Below are 22,630 nucleotides of genomic sequence, written 5' to 3'. Positions count from 1 at the left end.
AGCCAGTCCAGCGTGCCGCCGAGCGCGTCACCGGGCACCGAGTCCGCGATCCGGTCCAGCCAGTCGGTGTCCAGACCCGCCTGGACCAGGACGGGCGCCAGCTGCCCGTCGTCGGCGATGTCGTGCTCCTCCAGCCAGTCGCCGATCTCGTCCTCCCGGTCCGCCGCCTGGAGGGGGCCGAGCGCCGGCGCCTGCCCGATCTCGGCGAGCGTCAGGTCCTGGAGGTCGTTCAGGCGGGCCAGCTCCTCGGCCGGGTGCGGCTCGGCGGCGAGCGCACCGTACGCGCGGCGCACCCGCGCGGCGCGCTCGCGCAGCGCCGCGGCGGCGCGCACCGCGGCGGCGGCCGGGTTGTTGAGCTCGTGGGTCAGCCCGGCCGTCACCGAGCCGAGGGCCAGCAGCCGCTCGCGTTGGCCGATCGCCTCCTGGGCGTTCTTGATCCCGAAGAACAGGCCCTCCAGCAGGTGGACCGCCATCGGGAACCAGGCGCGCATGATCTGCGCGAAGGCCTCGGCGGGCAGCACGAAGAACCGCGACCGCTCGGTCACCCGCAGGGAGTTGTTGTACACCTGCGGCACCTGGTCGCCGAGGTACGCCTGGAAGGCCCCGGCGTACACGCCGGGCGCGGAGGTGCGGGTGACGTCCACCTCCTGGTCGCCGACCCGGCGCGAGAGCACCACGGTCCCGTGGAACAGCACGTAGAAGCTCGTCGCCGGCTCGCCCTCCCGGTACACCGGGCCGGGGTCGTGCCACTCGACGCGGCCGTCCCGGCACAGCTCGGCGAGCTGTTCGGACGACAGCTTCTCGAACAGGAACAGCGAGCGCAGCTCTCCCGGGTCGCACCGCACCGGGCCCGCGGTCATGACTGCTCCAGGTACCGGTGGGCGAGCATGACGGCCATGGCGCCCTCGCCGACGGCGGAGGCGACCCGCTTGGCGGACTCCGCGCGCACGTCCCCGGCCGCGAAAACCCCCGGCACGTTGGTCTCCAGGTGGTAGGGGGGCCGGTCGAGCGCCCAGCCGGCGGGCGGGCGCCCGTCGGCGGTCAGGTCCGGGCCGGTCAGCACGAAGCCGCGCGGGTCCCTGAGCACTGTGCCGTCCAGCCAGTCGGTCAGCGGCGCGGCGCCGATGAAGACGTACAGCCACTGCGCGTCGACGCTCTCGGTCTGCCCGGTGACCCGGTTGCGCAGGGTCATCCCCTCCAGGTGCTCCTTGCCGTGGACGGCCTCCACGACGGTGTCCGTGCGCACGGAGATGGTGGGGGCGTCCTCGACCCGCTGGAGCAGGTAGTAGGACATGGACGCGGCCAGCCGCGACGCCCGGACCAGCAGGGTGACGCTGCGGGCGCGGCGGGAGAGGAACATCGCGGCCTGGCCGGCCGAGTTCGCCCCGCCCACGATGTACACGTCCTGGCCCGCGCAGGCCGCCGCCTCGGTCAGCGCCGAGCCGTAGTAGACGCCGCTCCCGGTCAGCTCCACCACCCCGGGGGCGTCGAGCTGCCGGTACGACACGCCGGTCGCGAGGATCACGGCGTGTGAGGAGATGCTCGTTCCGTCGGCGAAGCGCAGCGTGCGGGCGGCCCCGTGCACCTCGAGGCCGGTGACCTTGGACGCGGTGAGAAGTTCCGCGCCGAACTTGGTGGCCTGGCGGCGGGCCCGGTCGGTGAGCTGCGCGCCGGAGACGCCGTCGGGGAAGCCGAGGTAGTTCTCGATGCGGGAGCTCTGCCCCGCCTGGCCGCCGGTCGCCTCGCGCTCGACGAGGACGGTGCGCAGTCCCTCGGAGGCGCCGTAGACGGCGGCGCCGAGACCGGCGGGGCCGCCGCCGACGATGACCAGGTCGTAGAAGTCGGCCGCGGGCGTGGTGGACAGCCCGACGGCGGCGGCCAGCTCGCGCTCCTCGGGCTCGACGAGCGTGCCGCCGTCCGGGGTCACCACCAAGGGCAGCCGCAGCTTGTCCCGGCCCGCGGCGGCGAGCAGCCGCGCACCCTCCGGCTCCTCGACGGAGTACCACCGGTAGGGCACCTGGTTGCGTGCGAGGAACTCGCGGATCTGTGAGGACCGGGCGGACCACCGGTGGCCGACGACCTTGGTGATGTTGACGTCCCGGCCGTCGGTGGCCCGCCACGACTCCAGCAGGTCGTCGACCACCGGGTACAGCTTCTCCTCCGGCGGCTCCCACGGCTTGAGCAGGTAGTGGTCGAGGTCGACGACGTTGATGGCGTCGATCGCGGCGCTGGTGTCGGCGTAGGCGGTCAGCAGCACCCGTCGGGCGGTGGGGAACAGGTCGAGCGCCTCCTCCAGCAGCTCGATCCCGTTCATCTGCGGCATCCGGTAGTCGGCGAGGATCACCGCGACGGGGGCGCCGCGCAGCTTCAGCTCGCGCAGCGCGTCCAGCGCGTCCCCACCGGACTCGGCGCGCACCACCCGGTACTCGCCGCCGTAGCGTCGGCGCAGGTCACGGGCGACCGCGCGGGACACCGCGGGATCGTCGTCCACGGTCATGATCACGGTCCGCACCGTGTCGGCGGCCTCTGCCATGGCTCACCACCCAGGACTGTCGCGTGGTTCCGGAACAGCCCTTCCAGTCTGCTGGCCCGGACGCGGTACGGCCTGCCGACGGGCGTCGGCGCCCGTCGGCAGGCCCTGCGCGCGCGTCAGGGTCAGAACGCGACGATGCCCTCGCTGCCCGCGCCGTGCGGTACGACGGCGGAGCCGATCTGCGTCAGGGTGCCGTCGTGCGCGACGGAGAACTCGTCCACGACGCCGTTGACCCCGGTGAGCACGTAGAGGAACCGGCCGCCCTCGGACGCGGCGGCGTCGATGGTGCCGGGGTCGGTGCTCGCCTGGCCGAGGGCGGTGAGGTGCCGGCCGCGGTCGGTGGCCCGGAAGCCGCTGACGGAGTTGCTGCCGGCGTTCGAGGTGTACAGCAGGTCGCGGATGGCGACGACCCAGCAGGTGGCCTGCTGGCCGGTCGCCGCGAAGGCGACCTGCTCGGCGGCGCCGTCGCGGTGGATGTCGACGGTGGTCAGCGCGTTCGGTCCGGCCTCCGTCAGGAAGATGCCGTGCGGGCCGTTGGGGACGAAGCCGAAGGGGACCGCGTCGGGGAAGTTGGTCGTCCGGGGGTGGTCGGACGGCGCGCCGGAGGGCGCCACGCCGAAGACCTCGAGGTTGTTCCCGTTGGCCTTGGTGGTCACGACGAGGTGGGAGCCGTCACCGGTGAAGCCGACCTGGCCGGGGGTGTTGGTGAACTGCGGGGTGGCGTGCGGGTCGAGACCCAGGCGGCGACGCCAGTCGGCGTGCCTGCGCAGGTGGTCGCCGTCGAGGGTGTAGCCCTGGATCGATCCGCCGTCCAGGGCGTTGAGCACGTAGACGGTGTCGCAGTGGACCGCGACGCTGACGGGGAACCGGCCGCCGGAACGGATGACCTGACGCAGCTCCAGACGGTCGCCGCGCACGGAGAAGACCGACACCGTGTTGCTTCCCGCGTTGACGGCGAACAGCAGGCCGTGGGCGGAGTCGTAGGTCAGCGCGCCCTGCGAGGCCAGGTGGTCCGCGACCGAGCCCTGCAGCTGGCCGCCCTTGCCGCCGGTGTCGAAGGTGCCGGTCCGGATGAGCCGGCCGTTCCCCTCGCGGTGGTAGGCGACGATCTGGTTGCCCGCAGGGTCGTTGGTCTGGACGAAGACGGCGTGGGAGCCGCCGGCGTCCTTGGCGACGCCGGCGCCGGTCGCGGCGGAGGTCGCGGGGGCGGTGGCGACGAGCGCCGTGAGGGTGGCCAGGGCGGTGGCGACGGCCGTGCCGAGACGTCGGGGGCCTGTGCGCATGGTGGTGCCTCCAGGAGGGGATCGTGGTGTTCACCGGTGGAATGACCGCTTGATGACGATATGTCGCCTCTTGGCTGCGGTCGGGCAGGTCGGGAACGGCGGCGTGCCGCCGCTTCCGACCCACCCCACGCTGCCCGGACCGGACGGCTGTTGACGGTGCACCAGATCCCCTGCGGGAGCTCGGCTCAGCGGGCGCTGCCGAGGTTGCGGTCGTCCGCGCCGCCCTGGAGCAGGAGGGTGGTCTCCTCGATGCGGCGGAACCGGCCGTCGGGGGCGAACTCGGCGAAGACGTAGACCTCCATTTGGACGGTGGACCCGTCCTTCTTGGTGACGTCCACCGTGTGCCGGTCGGCGTACCGGTCACCCTGGACGAGCTCGTCGTCCACCCGGACCGAGCCACCGGCGACGACGTCGCGCAGATGGGCGATGTGGGCGAGGAACTGCGTGCGGTCGGCCCACTCGCCGTCGGTCCGCTGGCGGTAGTCGGGGGCGAAGTGCCGGTCCGCGGCCTCGTCCAGGGAGAGGCCCGGGGTGAAGAGCAGGTCGGTCATGGCGCTGCGGATGTCGGTGTTGGGCATGGGAGTCCCTCGGTTTGTCGGAGCAAGATGCGTGCTTCAAGCACGCATCTGAACCGTACCAGCAAAAGCGTGCGTCGCGCACGCTAAACTGAGGGCGTGACGACCACGACGGGCCAGGAGATCGCCGACGCCCTCGGAACGCTCCTGCGCCGCACCACGCGCGCCCGCCTCTACGCCCACCTCACCGAGGGCCTCGGCGAGGCGCTGGACGAGCTCACCTATCCCGTGCTCAGCGGCCTGACCAGGACCGGCCCGTGCAGCGCGGCCGACCTCGGGCGGGCCGTCGAGCTGGACCGCACCACCGTGACGCGCCGCGCCGACCGCCTGGAACGTGCGGGGCTGCTGCGACGCGAACCCGATCCCGCCGACGGCCGCGCCACCCTGCTGGCCGTCACGGACGAGGGGCGCGAGCTGATCCAGGTCACCCGGCAGCGCCTGGCCGCCCGCATCGAGCGCTCACTCGACGCCTGGCCCGGGACGGACGCCGAGGTCTTCGCCCGCTGCCTGCGGCGCTTCGTCGACGAAGGCCCCTTCGCGGACGACGGCGCCGACGCCGGCCAGGGCTGAGACGACCCGCGCTCGGCGCTGGATCACCCGCCCGGCGTCGAGGGCCGCGCCCAACCCCCGCCCCGCCCCCGCCAGCACGAACGCGCACGGGCCCGACGCCCCGGCGCCCTCCCCGCTGCCTGTGACCGGCCTCCGCTCCATGCTCCGCGCCTGCCCCGGCCCGTCCCGCCCATCCCTGCCGGGCGGGACGGGTGCCCGGGGACGGTGCAGCTCCCGCCCGGCCGGAGGTGTCCCCGGCGTGACACACCTGCACGAGGGTCCGCGACACGCCGCGCGGAGGCACGCGCACCGACCGACGGCCGGAATCCTCCGGACCCTCGAACAGGCCCTAACCCGGCGGGGCCGCCGGGTCGGGACGGTGGGCGGCGAGAGCGGTGTGGAGCACGTCGCGCAGGCGGCGCAGGACCTGTGCCGCCTCCGCGCGGTGATCCGCGCCGTGGGGGTCCGCGTCGCCCGGGGCCCGGAAGAGCCCGCCGGGCTCGGGGGCACTGGGGTGGAGGAGGGGTTCCAGGGCCGCGCAGGTGGCGGCGAACAGCAGGCGCAGGCCGCCCTCGGTGTGCAGGACGGCGACCGCGACGGCGGCGAGCGCCTCACGCTGCAGCGCCGCCTCGTCGTCCGGATCGCTGCGCCGTGCCGGGCCTCTGCCCTGGGCAGACCGGTCGAGCGCGGCGAGGGCGTCGAGAGGCTCCAGGACGTGGCGGGTGACCACTTCGTCCCGCGCCGTCAGCGGCCGTCCGTCCTGGGCGAGTTCACGCTCGGCCCGGGCAAGGGCAGCGTGTGCGGCGTCGAACCGCGCGGCCGCGTCCGCCGCCGCCGTCCCGGTGTGGTCGACGGTCATCGGGCCTCCGGCTCGTGGGGCGGCAGGCCCGGCCGAGGCGCCGACGCGGCGGCACGGACCGCCGCGTCGATGTTCGGGTGGACGGTCCACAGCGCGTCCGCGCCGGTGACCTCGAGCAGCCGCCGGAACTGGCGCCCCGGTCCGGACAGGACCATGTGCGTGTGCTTCTGCTGCGCGTCGTGGCGCAGCCGGAGCAGGGCGTTGAGCCCCGTCGAGTCGCAGAAAGCCAGGTCGGCCAGGTCGACGACGAGCGTGCAGTGGCTCGGGACGAGGTCGAGGGCGAACCGGAACGCGTCACGCACGGCGGTACGGCTGTCGACGTCGACGTGGCCGCGCACCCGGCAGACGACGGTGCCGTCCGGACGGCGGTGACAGGAGAACGAGGCAGCGGACCTGGGCTGCGCGGGGTGCATGGACGTCACCGCCTCGTCGGGGCTCGGCTCGTGGGACAGGGCAACTCCAGGGTCCCGGCGAACGGTCGCCTGTCACTACCTTCGCTGCGAAACCTTCGGCCGTCCCGAAAACGAAACAGAGCCGCCCCGACCTGTGCCGGGGCCCGTCCTTACCCGCGCAGGGTGCGGCCGGGGCCCTGTCCGTAGGCGCGGCGGTAGTGGTCGGCGAAGTGCCCGGGGTGCCAGAAGCCCCAGCGCGCGGCGATCCCGGTGACGGTGGCGGTCGCCGGGTCGGCGGCGAGCAGGTCCTTGTGGGCCAGGTCGAGGCGGACCGTGCGCAGGTGTGCCATGGGGGTGGTCCCGGCGTGTCGACGGAAGGCGTACTGCAGTGCGCGCGGGGTCACCCCCGCGGCGCGGGCGATGTCGTCCAGACCGATGTCCTCGTGGGCGTGTTCGTCGACGAAGACGGTGGCCCGGCGCAGCGTGTCGTTCCCCCCGTCACGGCTGTCCCGACGGGTCGGCGGCGTCTGCGTGCTGTTGGGCAGCGCGGCCAGGGTGGCGGCGGCCAGATGCTGCACGGCGCTTGCCACCACCAGCGGCGACTGCCAGGCGGCCGGGTTGTCCAGCAGGCCGTCGCGCAGGTAGGCGACCACGTCGGCCAGCTGCCGGTCCGCGGCCGGCGTCACCGGGCGGGCGCCGGTGAGGCGGACCGGTCCCGCGTCGGGCGGGTTGCCCGCGACCTTCTCCAGCACGGCGAGGTCGAACATGGCGATGGTGTAGCGGGCGGAGCGGACCTCCCCCCGATAGGGCTGGTCCGGGGGCGCGAGCAGGAACGTCTCCCCGGGGCCGAAGACCTCCTCCCGCCCGGACGTGCGGTCGACCAGGGTTCCGCTGTGCACGCTCAGCAGGCACACCCGGCCCAGGCTGCCGGCGTCGTAGCCCATGTCGTACCCGAACGACAGGCGGTCCACCGTCAGCGTGCCGACGGCCCGCCGCTCGATCCGCGCACGCGTGTCCTCGGTGGGCCCGCCGATGCGCATGGGCGTGTAGGCGGACGACAGGAAGGCCTCCGTGTCCTCCAGGCTGTCGCTGTCGAAGGACAGCGTCTCCATCCGCGTCTTCATCCGCCGGCTCACCTTCCGTGCGACACCACGTCTTCATGGTCCCCGCGTGGCCGACCCTACGCCCGCCGACGGGGCCGTGTCCGGCATCAGCAGGGGACTTCAGCCGGACAGGCGTCCCTCGCGCAGGACCAGATGCGAGTCCGCCCACGGGTACACGCCCGGGTCGTGGCTGATGATCAGCATCGCGTGGTCCGCCGCACGTCGGCGTAGGACGGCCAGGGTCGCGGCGGCGGCCTGCGGGTCCAGGCCGGAGACGGGCTCGTCCACGATCCAGACCGGGGCCGCGCGCAGGCAGGCGCGGGCGAGGGCGAGGCGGCGCAACTCCCCGCCGGAGAGCCCGGGGTGCTCGGGGTCGAAGACGGTGTCGTAACCCTGCGGCAGGTCGTTCAGCGCGTCGTGGAGGCCCGCCTCCTGCGCCGCCGCGGTGATCTCGGCGCGGGTCGCTCCGGGCCTGGCCACGCCGATGTTGTCGGCGGCGGAGGCGGGGAGCAGGTCGGTGTGCTGCGGCACGAAGGTGATCCCGTCGTGCAGGCGCTCCGGCGGGATCCGGTCCAGCCGACGGCCGTTCAACCGCACCTGCCCGTGCGTCGGCTCGACGAGGCGGAGGGCGAGCCGCGCCAGGGTGGACTTTCCGGCGCCGCTCGGCCCGGAGACCACCGCGGTCCGCCCGGCGCCGAGGGCGAGGGTCACGTCGCGCAGCAGCGCATGCCCCGCACCGGGGAGGCGGAGGGTGACACCGCTGAACTCCAGGGCCGGGCACAGCCCGTCGAGCGGTTCGCCCGCGTCGGCGGCGTCCTGTTCGGCGAGGACGTCCACGGCAGCGAGGACGTCCTCGGCGACGGGGGCGTCCCAGATCTCCGCGACCCGCTCGGCCGCCGCGGCGGCGGACGTGACGAGCAGCGTGGTACGGCCGAGAGACTGCAACGGCGGATACAGGCAGCCGAGGAAGGCGGCGAAGGACAGGAGTTGACCGACCGTCATCCGGTGGTGCCCGACCTCCCAGGTGCCCAGTCCGACGACTCCGAGCACGCACAGCGACTCCAGCACGACCACCACCTGGTGGTAGCACTCCTCCAGGCGCACCGCCGACATCGTGGCGCGCAGCCAGCGCCCCGCCTCGATGTCGAGACGCCGCTCCTCCTCCCCCGCCCGGCCGAACATCCGCCGCAGTGCCACACCCCGCAGGGACTCCTCGATCACCGCGCTCACCGCGCCGTCGGCGGCCCGCTGGGCGTGGGCCGCGACGTCGACCCGGTCGGTCATCCGGCGTGCGGCCAGCCAGAACACGGGCGAGGCGGCGAGGACGGCCAGGGCCATGTCCCAGCGCAGCCACACCAGCGCGGCACCGAACAGGACCACGTTGACCAGCGCGGAGGCGATGCCGATCGAGCCGGTCACGGCCAGCTCCTCGACCGCCGTGACGTCCCCGGTGAGCCGCTCCACGAGGTCGCCGGCCCGGTGCCGCTGGAAGAACTGGACGGGGAGTCGCTGCAGGTGGGCGAAGACGCGGGCGCGCAGGCGCAGGATGAAGCGCTCACCGACCCACGCGCCCAGGCAGTTGCCGCCGAACCCGATCAGCGCGGCGGCGGCGCTGACGGCCAGCCAGACCCCGGCCGGTCCCCAGTAGGCGTGCAGCGAGCCCGTCTGCAGGGCGCTGTCGGTGAGGTGCCCGAACAACAGCACGGCCACGGTCTCCGCCAGACCGGTCGCCACCATCGACACGCTGACCAGGGCCAGCCAGCGCCTGTCCCCCCGGGTCAGCGGCCAGAACCGGACCAGTGCGTTCAGCCGCCCCCCTCCGGGGCCGCCGGCCGGCTCCTCCTGCGCGGCCTCGACGAGCGCTGGGGCGGCCGGTACCGGCTCCCCGGGCAGCAGCTCGACGTCGGCCGGCGCCGGCGCGTCCGTCGGCATGGTCGGTCCCATCTGTCGCGTTCCTCTCGTCCCAATGAACCCAAAGCGAGGGGCGGGTCCGCTGCCCCGTGCTGCGGACCCGCCCCGAACTACGTGTCGCCGTTTACCGCTTCAGCGATCGTCACCAGCCGTGACGGCGGCCGCGGCGGCCACGGCAGTGGTGCCGACGGTCGTGACGGTCGCGGTCCCGCCAGTCGTGGTCACGGCCGCGGGTTCCCGGGAAACGGAAGCTCATCTGATTTCTCCTTTTTCGGAATTCCTTACGTTCCTGCTTCCAGCACCTCGCTGGAGGAACAGGACGATCGTGACAAAACTCACGCCCGCACACGGTCATCTGACGCTGAGAGACACATGAGATTACGCGTCGTCAGTTCTTGTGCGGCGCTCATGGAATTGCGCCGAACGCGTGACCACGCCGCTCACACGGATGGACCAATGCACATAAGACGTACACAAATCGCAGCAGCCAGGAGACCGTCGACCGGACCACCGCCACGACAGTCGGAAGATGAGAAACTCTCACCGAACGGGGGTGCGGCCTCGGAGAAACGCAGAATCGGCGCGAGCTCGTCGTCGAGCTCGCGCCGAAACAGGGGCACGGCAGGTGTGTCGCGGGGCGGTCCTCAGGTCCGGGCGACCGCTCGGCCGCCCTGCACCGCCACCGGGCGGCGCGCCGCCGGCACGTCCGTGTAGTCACGCCAGTCCCCGGGCGCCTGCCCCGGCGCGAGCGTGCGCAGCCGGTCCAGCACCGCCGGATCCTGGGCCTCCAGCCACTGCACCAGCTGACGGAAGGAGACCAGGCGGACGTCCGGGTGCGCCGAGATGTCACGCAGCGCCCGCTCGACGGACTTCATGTAGATGCCGCCGTTCCACGACTCGAAGTGGTTGCCGACGAAGAACGGCGCGCGGTTGGTGCTGTAGGCGCGGTTGAAGCCGGCCATGTACGACAGGTACGACTGCTGCTGCCAGTAGGGCCGCATGGCCGGGTCGCCGTTGGGCGTGCCGCCGGTCTGGTTGGCCAGCATGTTGTAGTCCATCGACAGCACCTGGAAGCTGTGCCCGGGGAAGGGGATCGACTGCAGCGGGAAGTCCCACAGCCCCAGCTTCTTCGACGGCCACATCTGCAGGCCGCCGGGCGAGCTCGCGTCGTACTTCCAGCCCATCGCGGCGGCCGTCGGCAGCAGCTGCTTCTGGCCGAGCAGACACGGCGTGCGGCCGCCGATCAGCTCCCTGGCGTAGTCGAACGGCAGCGGGTCCATGTCGTGGTAGCCGGTGTTGGTCTTCCAGTTCGCCACGAAGCCGACGGCCTGCTCCAGCTCGCTGCGCCACTGCGCGGGCGACCAGGTGCCCACGCCGGAGGTGGGGCTGCAGAAGTGGCCGTTGAAGTGCGTGCCGATCTCGTGACCCTCCAGCCACGCCAGCCGGACCTGCTCCAGCGTCGCCTTCACGTGGTCGTCGGCGAGGTAGCCGATGTCGGAGGCGCCGGGCCGGTGGCCGGGCGGCAGGTAGAGGTCCTTCTTGCCCTCGGGCAGCACGTAGATGCCGGACAGGAAGAACGACATCGTCGCGTTGGTCTCCTTGGCGACGGCGCGGAAGTGCGAGAACAGCTGCTTCTTGTCCTCGCCGGCCCCGTCCCACGAGAAGACGACGAACTGCGGCGGACGCCGGCCGGGCTCCATCCGCTCGACGCCCGGCTGGAACGGCTGCGGCCCGGTGTCGGCCATCGAGCCGTCGCCGATCAGGCGAAGCGGCTGCGCAACCTTGGGCTTCTCCGCGTCGGCGGCCGAATTCCGATGGGGGGCCGAGCCGTTCGACACGGTGCGACCGCCGCAGCCGGTGACCGCGGCGGTGGTGGCTGCGGCGACCGCGGCGACGACACCCCGACGCGAGAAGGTGGACATGAGGCTCCTGGGGGTCGATGCCGGTGTGACGTCCCGCCGGACCGGCCCGTGGCGGACTGGAGGGACAGATTCCTCACATCTTCCTCCAAGACGTGCATGATGCAATGGAGCGGCCGGGTGAATTGCCGCCCGCGCGAACATCAGCGCAGGTCCGGAACGCAGCTGCGGACCGCCTCGGGGCGCCCGACGGCGTGTCCCGCACGCACGGTGCGCGCGGCCCGAACCGCCCGCCGCCCGCACGCTGACCGGCTGTCAGCCGAGGCCGCCCACGACCCTGCGCCGTCCGACTGAGGGTGTACACCCTTCCCGGTGAACGACCGGCGGGTCGCGGCGACGCCGCCCGGCCGTGCCGGTAACCAGGGATGCCGGAAGCGTCGGCAGGTCAACAGGAAGGTCGCCATGGACCGGCATGCTGGTGCCCGGGTGGCGACCCGGGCGGCGGTCGCTCGGGAGGGCGAGCGCCCCCCGCGACGGCCGACCCGCGGCTGGGCGGGGGCCGCGCTGGCGTGCGCACTGCTCGCGGGCTGCCAGGCGCAGCCGAGGCCCGCCCCGCACAGTGACGCCTGGATGTCCTGGCGCACCCTCCCGGCGGCGTCCCCGACCCGGCCCGCGGTCCCCGCACCGACCCCGACCCGTCCGGCGGCTCCGCGATCGCGTCAGGCCGTGTCCTCCGACGCCGACTCCGCCGCGACCCTGGACCGGATCCTCGGGCAGGCGCCGCTGCACGCGGCGGTCGCCGTCCTGGATCCGGGCAACGGACGGACCCTGGTCCGCGACGACGGTTCGCACGCCTTCGTCACCGCCAGCATCGCCAAGGTCGACATCCTGTCGACGCTGCTGCTCGAGCGCCAGGACGCGGGGGCCTCGGGGTTGACCTCCGCCCAGCGGGCCCTGGCCACGCGCATGATCGAGGCCAGCGACAACGGGTGCGCCAACCAGCTCTTCCGGCAGGCGGGCGGAGCCCAGGGGCTGAGCCGGGCGAACCGCAGGTTCGGCCTGACGCACACCCACGTGCACGACCCGCACTGGGGGCTGACCACTACCACGGCCTCCGACCAACTGCGGCTTCTGCAACAGGTCTTCACCCCCCGGTCGGTCCTCTCCGCCTCCTCCCGCGCCTACATCCAACGGCTGATGGGGCAGGTCGAGGCCGACCAGAACTGGGGCGTCAGCGCGGCCGCCGACGGGAGCTTCGCCCTCAAGAACGGATGGCTGCCCCGCAACGACGGCACCTGGACCATCAACAGCATCGGCGGCGTCGTCCGTCACGGCCGGCTGCTGCTGATCGCGGTCCTGTCCGACAAGGACGTGTCCGAGACCGCCGGCATCACCCTCGCCCAGGCGGTGGCCAAGGCCGCCGCCACGGCCGTGGGCGGCCCGTGACCGACGGGGTCCGGCTCGGCCGCGCCGCATCCGCGGCAGCGGTGCGGACACACCCCGTTCCCGCGCCCTCCCCAGCGGCCGCCCCCAGGCTGGGCTGGCTCGACGCCCTCCGCGGCGCGGCCGCCCTCTGCGTGGTCTTCCAGCACGTCGGGCCGTGGCTGCTGCCCGGGCCCTTCCGGGTCGAACACCAGCGGCTGGACCTCGGGATGTTCGGCGTCTTCCTCTTCTTCCTGATCAGCGGTTACATCGTGCCGGCCTCCCTGGAGCGCCGGGGCGACCTCCGGGCGTTCTGGGTGGGTCGGCTGTTCCGGCTCCATCCGCCGTTCGTGGTGGTCACCTTCCTCGGAGCGCTGCTTCCCGCCGCACACGCGGCCGTCGCCGCCCACGTGTACCGGCAGTGGCCGACCGGCGTGGGCAACGCGCTGATGCTGTCCGACCTGCTGGGCGTCGACGGCGCGCTGCGGGTCGCCTGGACGCTCTCCTACGAGATGGTGTTCTACTACCTGGTCACGGCGCTGTTCGCGTTCGGCCGGCACCGCTCCAGCGGGCCGGTCGCGCTCGGGCTGGCCGCCGTCGGGGTCTTCGCGGGGAGCGCTCTGCCGCACAGGCTGCTGTCGGGCGGTGCCGTCGGCGAGGCGCCGGTCGTCGCCGCCACGGCGCTGGCGGCGGTCCTCGCGCTGGCCTGCATCCTCACCGGCAGCCGGGTGGCCACCCGGACCGGGGCGGCCGTACTCGGCGCACTGGCGCTGACCCTGGTCGTCCTCAACGGCCGCACCGCCGGGTTCGAGTCCATGTCCATCCTCGCCACGATGTTCGCCGGCGCCACCGTCCACCGGGCGGAACACGCGCAGATCGGCCGCCGACAGGCGGTGCTCTGCTGCGGCCTGGCCTTCGTGGGCTGCCTCGTGGCCGGCGAAGAGCAGGGCGGCCGCAGTCTGAACCTGCTCTGGACCGCCTCCGCCGGGAGCTGGTGTGCCGGCTTCGCCGGGGCCTGGGCCGTGTTCCTGCTGGGCTGGTTGCTCCGGGGCCGCCCGATGCCACGGCCCCTGCGCGGGCTCGGCACGATCAGCTACAGCGTCTACCTCCTCCACGTCCCGTTGCTGAACTCCCTGCTGTGGCTGTTCGCCGTCGTCCGCCTCCGGCCCGAGGGCCTGCGCGAGCAGGTGCTCTGCTGCGGCGCGTTCCTGGTCGTGCTGGTGGCCCTCGCCTCGCTGACCCACCGGTGGGTCGAGCTTCCCGCGCAGCGTCTCGGGCGGCGGCTCGTGCCGCGCTCGCCGCTGGATTTTTCCGCCCCGCACCCGTCCGCGGGCCCCGCGGCCACGAATACCCGGGAGAGGGTGCACTGACCGGCCTCGCGACCTCCCGGCACCGGGATGATCGAGGGCGGGCCGGGCGCTGACCGGCGGGCATCCGACATCGACCCATCGACACACCGACACATCGAGAGCGACGGCATGACGGTACGCATCTGTCTGTTCACCCGCGACCTGCGGCTGACGGACAATCCGGTCCTGTACGCGGCGTCAGCGGCGGGGCGGGACCAGGTCCTTCCGGTCTTCGTGCACGACCCCGGGGTCCAGGCCGCCGGGTTCGCCGCACCCAACCGGCTCGCCTACCTGCACGACTGCCTGGCCGATCTCGACCGGGGCCTGCACGGTCTCGGCAGCCGGCTGGTGGTGCGGCACGGACCCGTCGCACAGGAGGTCGCGCGCCTGGCGGCGGACGCCGGGGCGGCGGAGGTCCACGTCGCGGCCGACCACAGCGCCTTCGCCCGCGCCCGCGAGGAGCGGCTGCGGGCGGCGCTGGGCGACGCCGGGGTCGCGCTGGTGACGCACGAGGCGGTGGTCACCGCCGTCGCGCCCGGCTCCGTCGTGCCCTCGGGATCGGACCACTACGCCGTCTTCACGCCCTATCTGCGCCGCTGGTCCGACGCCCCGCTGCGACGACCGCTGCCGGCGCCGCGGCAGCTGAGCACCCCGGACCGGCCCGCCTCGGACCCGCTGCCGCCGCGGCCGGACCAGGACGCACTCTCGCCCGAGCTCACGCCGGGCGGGGAGACCGAGGCGCGCCGCCGCGGCAAGCGCTGGTTCGACCGGCACGTGGACGCCTACGACGACGAACACGACGCCCTGGCCGACGACCTCACCTCGCGCCTCTCCCCCGCCCTGCACTTCGGCTGCCTCTCCGCGACCGAGCTCGTCCACCGCGCGCGGAAGGCGGGGACGGCGGGCGCAGCCGCCTTCGAGCGCCAGCTCGCCTGGCGCGACTTCCACCACCAGGTGCTGGCGGCCCGCCCGGACGCCGCACGGTCCGACTACCGCTCCCGCCACGACCGCTGGCGGCACGCGCCCGGCGAGCTGGAGGCCTGGGAGCAGGGCCGCACCGGCTACCCGCTGGTGGACGCGGGCATGCGGCAACTGCGCGCCGAGGGCTGGATGCACAACCGGGCCCGCATGATCACCGCGAGCTTCCTCTGCAAGACCCTCGGCCTCGACTGGCGCGCGGGCGCGCGGCACTTCCTCTCCCTGCTCGTCGACGGCGACGTCGCGAACAATCAGCTGAACTGGCAGTGGGTCGCGGGCACCGGCACCGACACCCGGCCCAACCGGGTCCTCAACCCCGTCACGCAGGCCAAGCGCTACGACCCCGACGGCGCCTACGTGCGCCGCTGGGTGCCAGAGCTGGCCCGCGTCGGCGCCCCCGCGATCCACGAGCCGTGGAAACTCCCCGCCGGGCTCCGCGCCGAACTGGGCTACCCCGAACCGCTGGTGGCGCTCGACGCCGCCCTCGCCCGGTTCCGCTCCCGTCGCGGTCTGGACTGAGCCCGTGGCGACCTTCCTGTTGCGGCGCACCGCGCCGCTCACCGCCGACGAGTGCTTCGAACGGCTCACCGACTGGTCCCGTCACGGGGACCGGGTGCCGTTCACCCGGGTGTCCGCGACGCGCGGCTCCGGGCGGGCGGCGGGCGACGTGATCCTCGCGCGCACCGTCGTCGGCCCGTTCGGTTTCGACGACCCGATGGAGATCGTCAGGTTCGACCCGCCCGGCGCGGGCCGGGCGGGTCTGTGCCGTCTGGAGAAGCGGGGCCGCGTCGTCCGCGGCTGGGCCGAGTTCAGGGTCCGCCCCGCGACCGCCGACGACGGGCGCGCCGAGGCGCTCTGGGTGGAGGAGATCCGCGTCAGGGGCCTTCCGGCGGCCTTCGATCCCGTGGTGGCGGGCGTGGCGCGGCTCGTCTTCGGTCGCGTTCTGGCCGCGCTGCTGGGCTGAGCGCGCCGGCCCGCACCGCGGGCCCGCCCGCGGTCCGGTCAGGACTTCGGCATCAGCACCGTGTCGACGATGTACACGGTCGCGTTCGCGGTGCGCACGTCTCCGCAGACGACCGTCGAGGTGCCGTTGACGGTGAACTTCTCGCCGAAGCCGGTGACTGTCAGGTCGCTGCCCTCCAGGGTCCTGTGGGTGCCGGCGAGCGCGCTCGGGCTGAGCCGGCCGGGAGCCACGTGGTAGGTGAGGATCTTGGTGAGCTCCGCCTTGTCGTTCAGCACGGAGTCCAGGGTGGCCTTCGGGATCTTCGCGAACGCGTCGTTCGTCGGCGCGAACACGGTGATGTCCTTGGCGGAGTTGAGGGTGTCGGTCAGCCCTGCCTTCTCCACGGCGGTGACCAGGGTGGACAGCGCGGGGTTGTGCGAGGCGGCGGTGGCCACCGGGTCCTGCGCCATGCCGGAGAAGCTGCCCGCGCCGCTCGTGGGCACGGCCGCGCAGGCGGAGCCGAACGGCACGGTCGAGGCGGCCATGCCCGGATCGGACGCGGCCGCGGACGCGCTGCCGGCCGCGGCGGGACTGGCCATGGCGTTGCCGGTGGAGCCGCCACTGCTGCAGGCGGACAGGGTCACCGCGAGAAGACCCGCCGCCGCGGCGGCGCCCAGCGCCGCGTGCCGGGAGGTGGGACGGAGGATGACAGCCATCGGGATCACTTCCTTGCCTTGTACTTCCGTGTGTGATGGAGCGGGGCCGGGTGCTGAAAGCGGGTCAGGTCACCGTGACGACCGTGCTGTGCCAGCCGGTCGCCCCGGACGGGAAGGGCGGGTGGCGCGTCTGCGGCTGCACGGTTCCGGTGCCGTCGGTGGCGCGGACTTCGAGGGTGTGCGGGCCGGAGCCGACGGCGTTCCAGTTCCAGGTCCACTGGCGCCAGACGTCGGGGCTCACCGCCGTCGCAAGGCGGGCCTCGTGCCACGGGCCGTCGTCGACGCGGACCTCGACCGCCGCAACACCCCGGTGTGTCGCCCAGGCCGTTCCGGCGACCGTCACCCGCCCGGGCGCGACGCGGGCGAACGGCGCGGGGACCTCGATGCGTGAGGCCGTCCTGACCAGGCCCGTACGGTCCCAGCCTCGGCGCACCCAGTAGGGGTCGAGGCCCGCGAACGTGGTCAGTTCGAGGTCGACCAGCCACTTGGTCGCCGAGGTGTAGCCGAACAGGCCCGGCACCAGGGACCGGCAGGGGAAGCCGTGCGCGACCGGCAGCGGCTCGCCGTTCATCCCCACCGCCAGCAGTGCGTCGCGACCGTCCAGGACGAGTTCGACCGGGGTGCCGATCGTCATCCCGTCGGCCGACCGGCCGATCAGCTGCTCCGCTCCGCGTCGCACCCCCGTCTCGCGCAGCAGGTCGGCCAGGGAAACGCCGAGCCAGCGAGCGGTGCCGACATACGGTCCGCCGACCTCGTTGGAGACGCAGGAGAGCGTGTAGTCGACCTCGCGCAGCGGCCGCCGCAGCAGCTCGTCGAAGGAGAGCTCGACGGGGTGGTCCACCAGGCCGTGGATGCGCAGGGTCCAGCTGGACGGCTGCACCTGGGGCAGCGTCAGGGCGGTGTCGACGCGATAGAAGGCGGAGTCGGGGGTCACGAACGGGGCCAGTCCCGGCACGACCGGATGCGCCGAGGCGGGCACCGGCGGCAGCGGGCGGACGGGGGCCGGAAGCCGCAGTGCGGCGCGGGCCCTGGCGACGTCGTAGCGCGCGGCGGTGAGGGCCCGCGCCGCCGTCTCGACCACCGCGACGCCCACCGCGGTGGCGGCCAGGGCCACCAGGAACCCGCGGCGGCCCAGGTCGCGGCGCGCGCCGCGCTCCGGGCCCGGATCCGCGCCGTGCCCCGCGCTCTCCCCTCCGCTCTCGCCCGCGCCGGGACCCGTGCGGTCGCCCATGCCATGCCCCGTCCCGGGAACCGTCGTTGTTGCGCCGTCGGGGGCCGAGGGCCGTCCCGCCCGGATCAGGACGGTCAGCAGCGCCGCACCGGCGAGACCGGCCACGACCGAGGGCAGCAGCGCCGCGTCGCGAGAGGACGCGGCCCACAGCCCCAGCCCGGCGAACAGCGCGAAGACCGCGACCCCGGCGCGGAGACTGCGCAGCGCGAGCAGCCCGGCGAGCACGGCGAGGACGACCATGGTCGCGTAGATCCCGGCCAGCAGCACGGTCTTGTCCTGCGTGCCGAAGTGCCGGACCGCCCAGTCCTTGAGCGGGGTCGGCGTCAGGTCGATCGCGGCCGATCCGACCGCGAGCACCGGCGCGCTCCCGGGCCCGGTGAAGGCGGCGGCGAGGTCACCGGCCGCGAGGGCCGCAGCGGCGGCCCCCAGGCCGCTCGCCGCTCCTCTGACCGCGGTGCGGAATCTGCTCACACCGCTCATTCGGTCCTGCGCGCCGGTCGGACGGGTCCCGGCCCGGCCCCGACCCCAGGCTGGATCCCGACCCGGACGCTGCCCCGGACCTCGGCCCGGACCTCGGCCCGGACCCGTCCGACCGCGACGCCGCCCGGGCCCGCCCCGTCAGGGCGTGACGAAGTGGTAGCCCTCGTCGAGGAGTCGCGGCAGGACGGTGCGCAGTGCGGCGACGGTCTGGGAGCGGTCGCCGCCGCCGTCGTGCTCGAGGATGATCGAGCCGGTGCGCGTGGTGCGCAGGATGGTGCGGACGATGCTGGACACGCCCGGCCGGGACCAGTCCCTCGGGTCGACGGACCAGTCGAGCGGCCGCAGGCCCTGGGTCCGGCATTCGGCCAGGACGCGGCTGGACCAGGCGCCGTAGGGGGCGCGGAAGAGATCCGGCGTCCGGCCGGTCGTCCGCTCGAGGATCTCGCTGGTGCGCACGATCTCCTCGCGGACCGCGGTCCGGGTCTCGCGTACGAGGTCGGGGTGGGTCCAGGTGTGGTTGGCGATCAGGTGTCCCTGGTCGGCGACCTCGCGCACCAGTGCGGGGTGGCGCCCGATCTCATCGCCGATCTGGCAGAACGTGGCGGTGATGCCGTAGCGCTGCAGCAGCGCGAGGACCTGCGGCGTGTAGCGGGGATGGGGCCCGTCGTCGATGGTGAGCGCGATCGCGTGCGAGCCCTTGTGCACGTAGTACTGGGGGCGGTGACGGTTCAGGCCCGTTTCGTGAGGCGTCGTCACCCCGACGGGGTGGGAGTCCCCGAGCACCTGCCCCGGCCTCATCTCCCCCGGCCTCATCGGGGACGGCGGCCGTGCCGCCGCGGGGGCCTTCGCCGCACCGGGTGAGGCCGCCGCGGCGGCGGGAGGCGCGAACGCGGAGATCAGCGTCAGCCCGCCCAGCGAGAGCAGGACGCGGCGCGAGACGCTCGAAGCCGTCGACACGTCTGTCATGGCCCGCATCCCTACCCCGCCGGGCTGCGCCGATCACGGCCGATGGGCCGGAAGACGGAAGAGCCGGAAGCCGGAGGAGAAGAGGTGTGCCGACGCGTCACCCGGCCCGCAGGCTCAGGACCAGCTCGCGCGGCAGGCCGTGGGTCTCGTGCAGGTAGTGCAGGTCCTCCTCACCGAGCGGGCCCCGGAACCGGGGGCGGGACAGCACCTGACGGCCGCGCTCCAGGAGCCGGTCGAAGCGCCGCTCCTCGTCGAGCAGCACCCGCCGCACTGTTTCCGGGTCCTCCTGCTGACGGAAGCGGTCCAGGGTGTGCCGGACCAGCTCGTCCGGCAGGTCGACGAGACCGCGCGAAGGATCGTCCCCGCGCAGGACGGTGAGCACCCGTCGGACCAGTCGCCGCAGCACGTAGCCGCGGCCCGTGTTGGACGGCCGGACGCCGTCGCCGATCACCACCACGGCCGAGCGCAGGTGGTCGCAGACCAGCCGCAGCGAACGTTCGTCCAGCGGCCACGGGCCCGGCAGGATGCGGCGCCAGGGCTCGAAGAGGTCGCACTCGAACACCGACGACCGCCCCTGCAACAGGCAGGCGAGCCGTTCCAGGCCGAGGCCGGTGTCGACGTTGCGGCGGCCCAGCGGCACCAGCGTGCCGTCTTCGAGCCGCCGGTGACGCATCATCACGTGGTTCCACACCTCCACCCAGCGGTCGTCGGTCGTCGGGGTCGACTGCGGCGGGGTGTCGGTTTCGCCGGTCCACAGGAAGATCTCCGAGTCGGGGCCGCACGGGCCGGTCGGCCCGTTGGACCACCAGTTGTCCTCCACGGTCAGCTCCACCGGCACGCCGCGTTCCTGCCACAGCTCCAGGGAGGAGACGTCCGGGCCGGTGAGGCCGTCGCCGCCGAAGACCGTGGCGTGGAGCAGGCCCGGATCGATGCCGAATCCCTCGGTGAGCAGTCCGTAGCCCCAGTCGAGGCTCTGCCGCCCGTCGTAGTCGCCGAGCGACCAGGTGCCGAGCATCTCGAAGACGGTCAGGTGGGTGTCGTCGCCGACCTCGTCGAGGTCCGTCGTGCGCAGACAGCGCTGCAGGTTGACCAGCCGGCTGCCGAGCGGATGGGGGCGTCCCTCGAGGTAGGGGGTGAGCGGGTGCATGCCGGAGGTGGTGAAGAGGACCCGGTCGCCCGGCGGCGGCAGCAGGGTCGAGCCGGTGATCCGTCGGTGGCCGCGCTCCTCGAAGTACTCGACGAACGTGCGGACGATCTGGTCGCTGTGCATGGGTGGCTCCTTCGCGAACGGGCGGAAGGCGCCGGACCACGAGTCCACGCGATCAACGCGACCAGGAGGAAGCCATGGCACGACCGGCGGACCGTGTCCGGTCGCCGGCGTGGAAGAGGGAAGACGTCAGGCGGGGGCGACCGGCGAGCTCGTCGCTCGCGCGGCCGTGATCATGGTTCGACCTGTGACGTCCATGCATCAGAGGGTAACGCGCTCGCTGTGGCCGGTCACACGCATTACCCGCCGGCTGTCGGCCGGGCCGCTCTCGTCGTTCAGCAGGCTCCTGGGCCGGAGCCCGCGCCGAACCGCGTCTCGTGGGCCCACACGTGCGTGCAGGACGGGCACTGCAGGTGGATCCGGCTGCCGGTGTGCGACAGCAGGTAGCGCCAGTGGTCCGCGCAGGTGCGGTTCGACTCGCAGGTGAAGCAGCCGTCGGAGTCGTCGCACGAGGGGCAGTCCACCCACGCGCGGCGGCCGATGTCCGCCTGCGGGTCAATCGGCAGCACGGCCGTGCTCCGATGCGGGGGGCAGGACGCCCGCGGCGACCAGCTCGTCATGGATGCGCTGCTGCTCGGCGTCGAGCCCGGAATACAGCAGCGCGTGGGCGGCGTCCTCGTCGCGCAGCACGGCCACCGGGTCCCAGTCCGGCCCGAGCGCGGCCAGCACCAGCGCGCGTCGGCGACCCTCCTCCAGCGTCAGGTCGACGTCGAAGGATATGAGCCCGTGCTCGCCACCGTGCTCGCATCCTGCCTGGTCACACGTCATGGTCACACCGCTGCCTCTCCGCGTCGTCCTGTGGGGTCCTCGTGGACGTGCCTATCAGGAACGAGGCATTCCGCGGAAGGGAGAAGCGGTCCTGTGTGCTCAAACAGACATTCCCGGAGCGGACGCCGTTCGGCCTGCTCCGGTCGGCCTCGAACATGGTTCGGTCCGACCGGTGGAGGTCTCCCGCCACCGGCCGGACCGTGGATCGGCCGCCTGGAAGTTCAGGCCTTCATGTACATCTTGTCCATGAACTCAAGGATCTGCTGATCCGTCAGACGCTGGCCCTCGCGGTGCCCGGTGGCCAGGTCGACCTCGCTGATGACGCCGACGAGCCGGTCGCCGTCGATCACCGGGATGCGGCGGATCTGGTGCCGCTCCATCCTGCGCAGCACGGTCTCGATGTCGTCGTCGGCCCGCACGCAGTGCAGGTGCCCGGCCAGTTCCCGCGCCTTCATCATGGCCGGGTCCTTGCCCTCGGCCAGACAGCGCAGAACGATGTCGCGGTCCGTGATGATGCCCTTCAGCTTCTGGTCCTGCCCGCAGATCGGCAGTGCGCCCACGCCGTGGTCGCGCATCATCCGCGCCGCGTCCATCAGCGAATCGTCCTCGCCGATGCAGAACGCCCCCGCATGCATCACGTCACGTGCCCTGGTCATCGTCGACCTCCCAACGACGGCTCGCGAAGCCGCTCGGCCGCTCGGCTGCGGTCGAATCGTCCGGTCCGGTAGCCGCGGTCCCACCCTAGGAACGGCCGCCACACGCTGCCCGCCGAGCGCGGTCACCCAACGCACACGAACCGCCCGCATCCCGTCGCCACCGGGCCCGCCCCGCAGCCGACCCGATTCGCCCGTTCGGGCCCCGGCTCCCGCACCGGAGGGCGGGGTGCCGCGTTCGGCCCAGCCCAGTCGGTGCCTCCCAACCGTGGGGCGTCATCCTTGAGGGGTGACCATGGCCCAGCAGCGCACTCAGCCCATCGAGCTGGATGTCCCGCGCGACACCCAGCGCCTCATCGACGACGCCCGCCGCGCGGGCATCACCCAGTTCCAGATCCTGGCCCTGGTCCGACCCCGCGACGCCCACGACTACGTGCTTCTCGTCGACCAGAGCGCAGACGCCGACGTCTGGGCGCTCCCCGTCGCCTGGGTCCGCCCCACCGAGACCGTCGCGCTCACGCTCGACTGGCTCTGCGCCCGCCACCTGGGCCTGGCCTCCTGGCGCGCGGCCTTCGCCACCACCGCCACCTACCGGACGTCGGACGACAACGAGGTCCTCCAGATCGCCTTCGACGTCACCGTGCCGGCGGACGGCGCGCTGTCCTGGCCCGGCCGCTGCCAGTGGTGGCACGTCCGCGCCGAACCGCCCGCGCTCCACCGTCTCGCCCGGCCGCTGGTGGAACAGCTCCAGGCCGCGGCCGAACGGCAGGACTGAGCGGGCCCCGTCCCCCAC

22 protein-coding genes are annotated in these 22,630 nt (G+C 73.5%); 6 read left to right on the top strand and 16 right to left on the bottom strand.

All coding sequences use genetic code 11. The features are described from left to right. The 4 genes from TR49_RS43600 to TR49_RS06850 all read right to left on the bottom strand — a co-directional run. The coding region (locus TR49_RS43600) for a cyclic nucleotide-binding domain-containing protein (RefSeq protein WP_042378499.1) at positions 1-860 on the bottom strand (860 nt) is incomplete at its 3' end. After that, complete coding sequence (locus TR49_RS06860) at positions 857-2,533, bottom strand: NAD(P)/FAD-dependent oxidoreductase (protein WP_042378262.1); 1,677 nt, start codon at positions 2,531-2,533, stop codon at positions 857-859. The genes TR49_RS06860 and TR49_RS43600, both read right to left, overlap by 4 nt. A 122-nt stretch (positions 2,534-2,655) precedes the next feature. Next, a complete protein-coding gene (locus tag TR49_RS06855; RefSeq protein ID WP_042378259.1) occupies positions 2,656-3,816 on the bottom strand; it encodes a lactonase family protein in 1,161 nt (386 codons plus the stop codon). Positions 3,817-4,001: 185 nt separating this feature from the next. Then, positions 4,002-4,394, bottom strand: coding sequence for a nuclear transport factor 2 family protein (locus tag TR49_RS06850; protein ID WP_042378258.1), 393 nt, complete (start codon positions 4,392-4,394; stop codon positions 4,002-4,004). A gap of 96 nt (positions 4,395-4,490) precedes the next feature. Here TR49_RS06850 and TR49_RS06845 point away from each other — a divergent pair, with 96 nt between their 5' ends. After that, positions 4,491-4,961 carry a MarR family winged helix-turn-helix transcriptional regulator gene (locus TR49_RS06845; RefSeq protein ID WP_042378257.1) on the top strand — a complete coding sequence of 157 codons (471 nt, stop codon included), beginning with the start codon at positions 4,491-4,493 and terminating at the stop codon, positions 4,959-4,961. A 328-nt stretch (positions 4,962-5,289) separates the two neighbouring features. Here the strand turns inward: TR49_RS06845 and TR49_RS06840 are convergent, their stop codons facing one another. The 5 genes from TR49_RS06840 to TR49_RS06820 form a co-directional block, all read right to left on the bottom strand. After that, positions 5,290-5,799, bottom strand: coding sequence for a hypothetical protein (locus TR49_RS06840; protein ID WP_042378256.1), 510 nt, complete (start codon positions 5,797-5,799; stop codon positions 5,290-5,292). After that, positions 5,796-6,212, bottom strand: a complete 417-nt coding sequence (locus TR49_RS06835; RefSeq protein ID WP_052434066.1) for an STAS domain-containing protein — start codon at positions 6,210-6,212, stop codon at positions 5,796-5,798. Before TR49_RS06835 ends, TR49_RS06840 begins: the two co-directional genes overlap by 4 nt. A gap of 149 nt (positions 6,213-6,361) precedes the next feature. Continuing rightward, entirely contained in the window at positions 6,362-7,315 is a 954-nt protein-coding gene (locus TR49_RS06830) for an AraC family transcriptional regulator (RefSeq protein WP_236653247.1), read from the bottom strand. 99 nt (positions 7,316-7,414) lie between these two features. Further along, complete coding sequence (locus TR49_RS06825; RefSeq protein WP_052434065.1) at positions 7,415-9,238, bottom strand: ABC transporter ATP-binding protein; 1,824 nt, start codon at positions 9,236-9,238, stop codon at positions 7,415-7,417. A gap of 611 nt (positions 9,239-9,849) precedes the next feature. Continuing rightward, positions 9,850-11,127: a polysaccharide deacetylase family protein gene (locus TR49_RS06820; protein WP_063770037.1), complete on the bottom strand. Its 1,278-nt coding sequence runs from the start codon at positions 11,125-11,127 to the stop codon at positions 9,850-9,852. 663 nt (positions 11,128-11,790) lie between these two features. On the opposite strand from TR49_RS06820, the gene TR49_RS06815 reads away from it, so the two are divergent. The 4 genes from TR49_RS06815 to TR49_RS06800 all read left to right on the top strand — a co-directional run bounded on the left by TR49_RS06815 (position 11,791) and on the right by TR49_RS06800 (position 15,777). Continuing rightward, on the top strand, positions 11,791-12,510 hold the full coding sequence (locus tag TR49_RS06815) for a serine hydrolase (RefSeq protein WP_052434084.1): 720 nt from the start codon (positions 11,791-11,793) through the stop codon (positions 12,508-12,510). Further along, the gene (locus TR49_RS06810; protein ID WP_052434064.1) at positions 12,507-13,856 is read left to right on the top strand and encodes an acyltransferase family protein; all 1,350 of its coding nucleotides are present in this window, start codon (positions 12,507-12,509) and stop codon (positions 13,854-13,856) included. Before TR49_RS06815 ends, TR49_RS06810 begins: the two co-directional genes overlap by 4 nt. Positions 13,857-13,964: 108 nt before the next feature. After that, entirely contained in the window at positions 13,965-15,332 is a 1,368-nt protein-coding gene (locus tag TR49_RS06805; RefSeq protein ID WP_042378254.1) for a cryptochrome/photolyase family protein, read from the top strand. 4 nt (positions 15,333-15,336) lie between these two features. After that, complete coding sequence (locus TR49_RS06800; RefSeq protein ID WP_042378253.1) at positions 15,337-15,777, top strand: hypothetical protein; 441 nt, start codon at positions 15,337-15,339, stop codon at positions 15,775-15,777. Between the two features lie 38 nt (positions 15,778-15,815). On the opposite strand, the gene TR49_RS06795 is transcribed toward TR49_RS06800, so the two are convergent. From TR49_RS06795 to TR49_RS06765, 7 genes are all read right to left on the bottom strand, one after another. After that, positions 15,816-16,472, bottom strand: a complete 657-nt coding sequence (locus tag TR49_RS06795; protein ID WP_042378251.1) for a fasciclin domain-containing protein — start codon at positions 16,470-16,472, stop codon at positions 15,816-15,818. Between the two features lie 64 nt (positions 16,473-16,536). Continuing rightward, positions 16,537-18,174: a molybdopterin-dependent oxidoreductase gene (locus TR49_RS06790; protein ID WP_439654083.1), complete on the bottom strand. Its 1,638-nt coding sequence runs from the start codon at positions 18,172-18,174 to the stop codon at positions 16,537-16,539. 147 nt (positions 18,175-18,321) lie between these two features. Then, positions 18,322-19,149, bottom strand: a complete 828-nt coding sequence (locus TR49_RS06785; protein ID WP_052434063.1) for a polysaccharide deacetylase family protein — start codon at positions 19,147-19,149, stop codon at positions 18,322-18,324. A gap of 97 nt (positions 19,150-19,246) precedes the next feature. Continuing rightward, the gene (locus TR49_RS06780; RefSeq protein ID WP_042378247.1) at positions 19,247-20,419 is read right to left on the bottom strand and encodes an alanine--tRNA ligase-related protein; all 1,173 of its coding nucleotides are present in this window, start codon (positions 20,417-20,419) and stop codon (positions 19,247-19,249) included. A 272-nt stretch (positions 20,420-20,691) separates the two neighbouring features. Then, the gene (locus tag TR49_RS06775; RefSeq protein WP_042378246.1) at positions 20,692-20,925 is read right to left on the bottom strand and encodes a hypothetical protein; all 234 of its coding nucleotides are present in this window, start codon (positions 20,923-20,925) and stop codon (positions 20,692-20,694) included. Further along, positions 20,912-21,184, bottom strand: coding sequence for a DUF6400 family protein (locus TR49_RS06770; RefSeq protein WP_042378487.1), 273 nt, complete (start codon positions 21,182-21,184; stop codon positions 20,912-20,914). Before TR49_RS06770 ends, TR49_RS06775 begins: the two co-directional genes overlap by 14 nt. Positions 21,185-21,405: 221 nt before the next feature. Continuing rightward, positions 21,406-21,840, bottom strand: coding sequence for a CBS domain-containing protein (locus tag TR49_RS06765; RefSeq protein WP_042378244.1), 435 nt, complete (start codon positions 21,838-21,840; stop codon positions 21,406-21,408). A 286-nt stretch (positions 21,841-22,126) separates the two neighbouring features. Between TR49_RS06765 and TR49_RS06760 the strand changes: the two genes are divergently transcribed. Beyond that, positions 22,127-22,612 carry a hypothetical protein gene (locus tag TR49_RS06760; protein ID WP_152627102.1) on the top strand — a complete coding sequence of 162 codons (486 nt, stop codon included), beginning with the start codon at positions 22,127-22,129 and terminating at the stop codon, positions 22,610-22,612. The last annotated feature ends 18 nt before the right edge of the window (positions 22,613-22,630 follow it).

The organism is Streptacidiphilus melanogenes, assembly GCF_000787835.1.
Lineage (GTDB): Bacteria > Actinomycetota > Actinomycetes > Streptomycetales > Streptomycetaceae > Streptacidiphilus > Streptacidiphilus melanogenes.
This window is presented reverse-complemented; position numbering and strand designations above follow the sequence as displayed.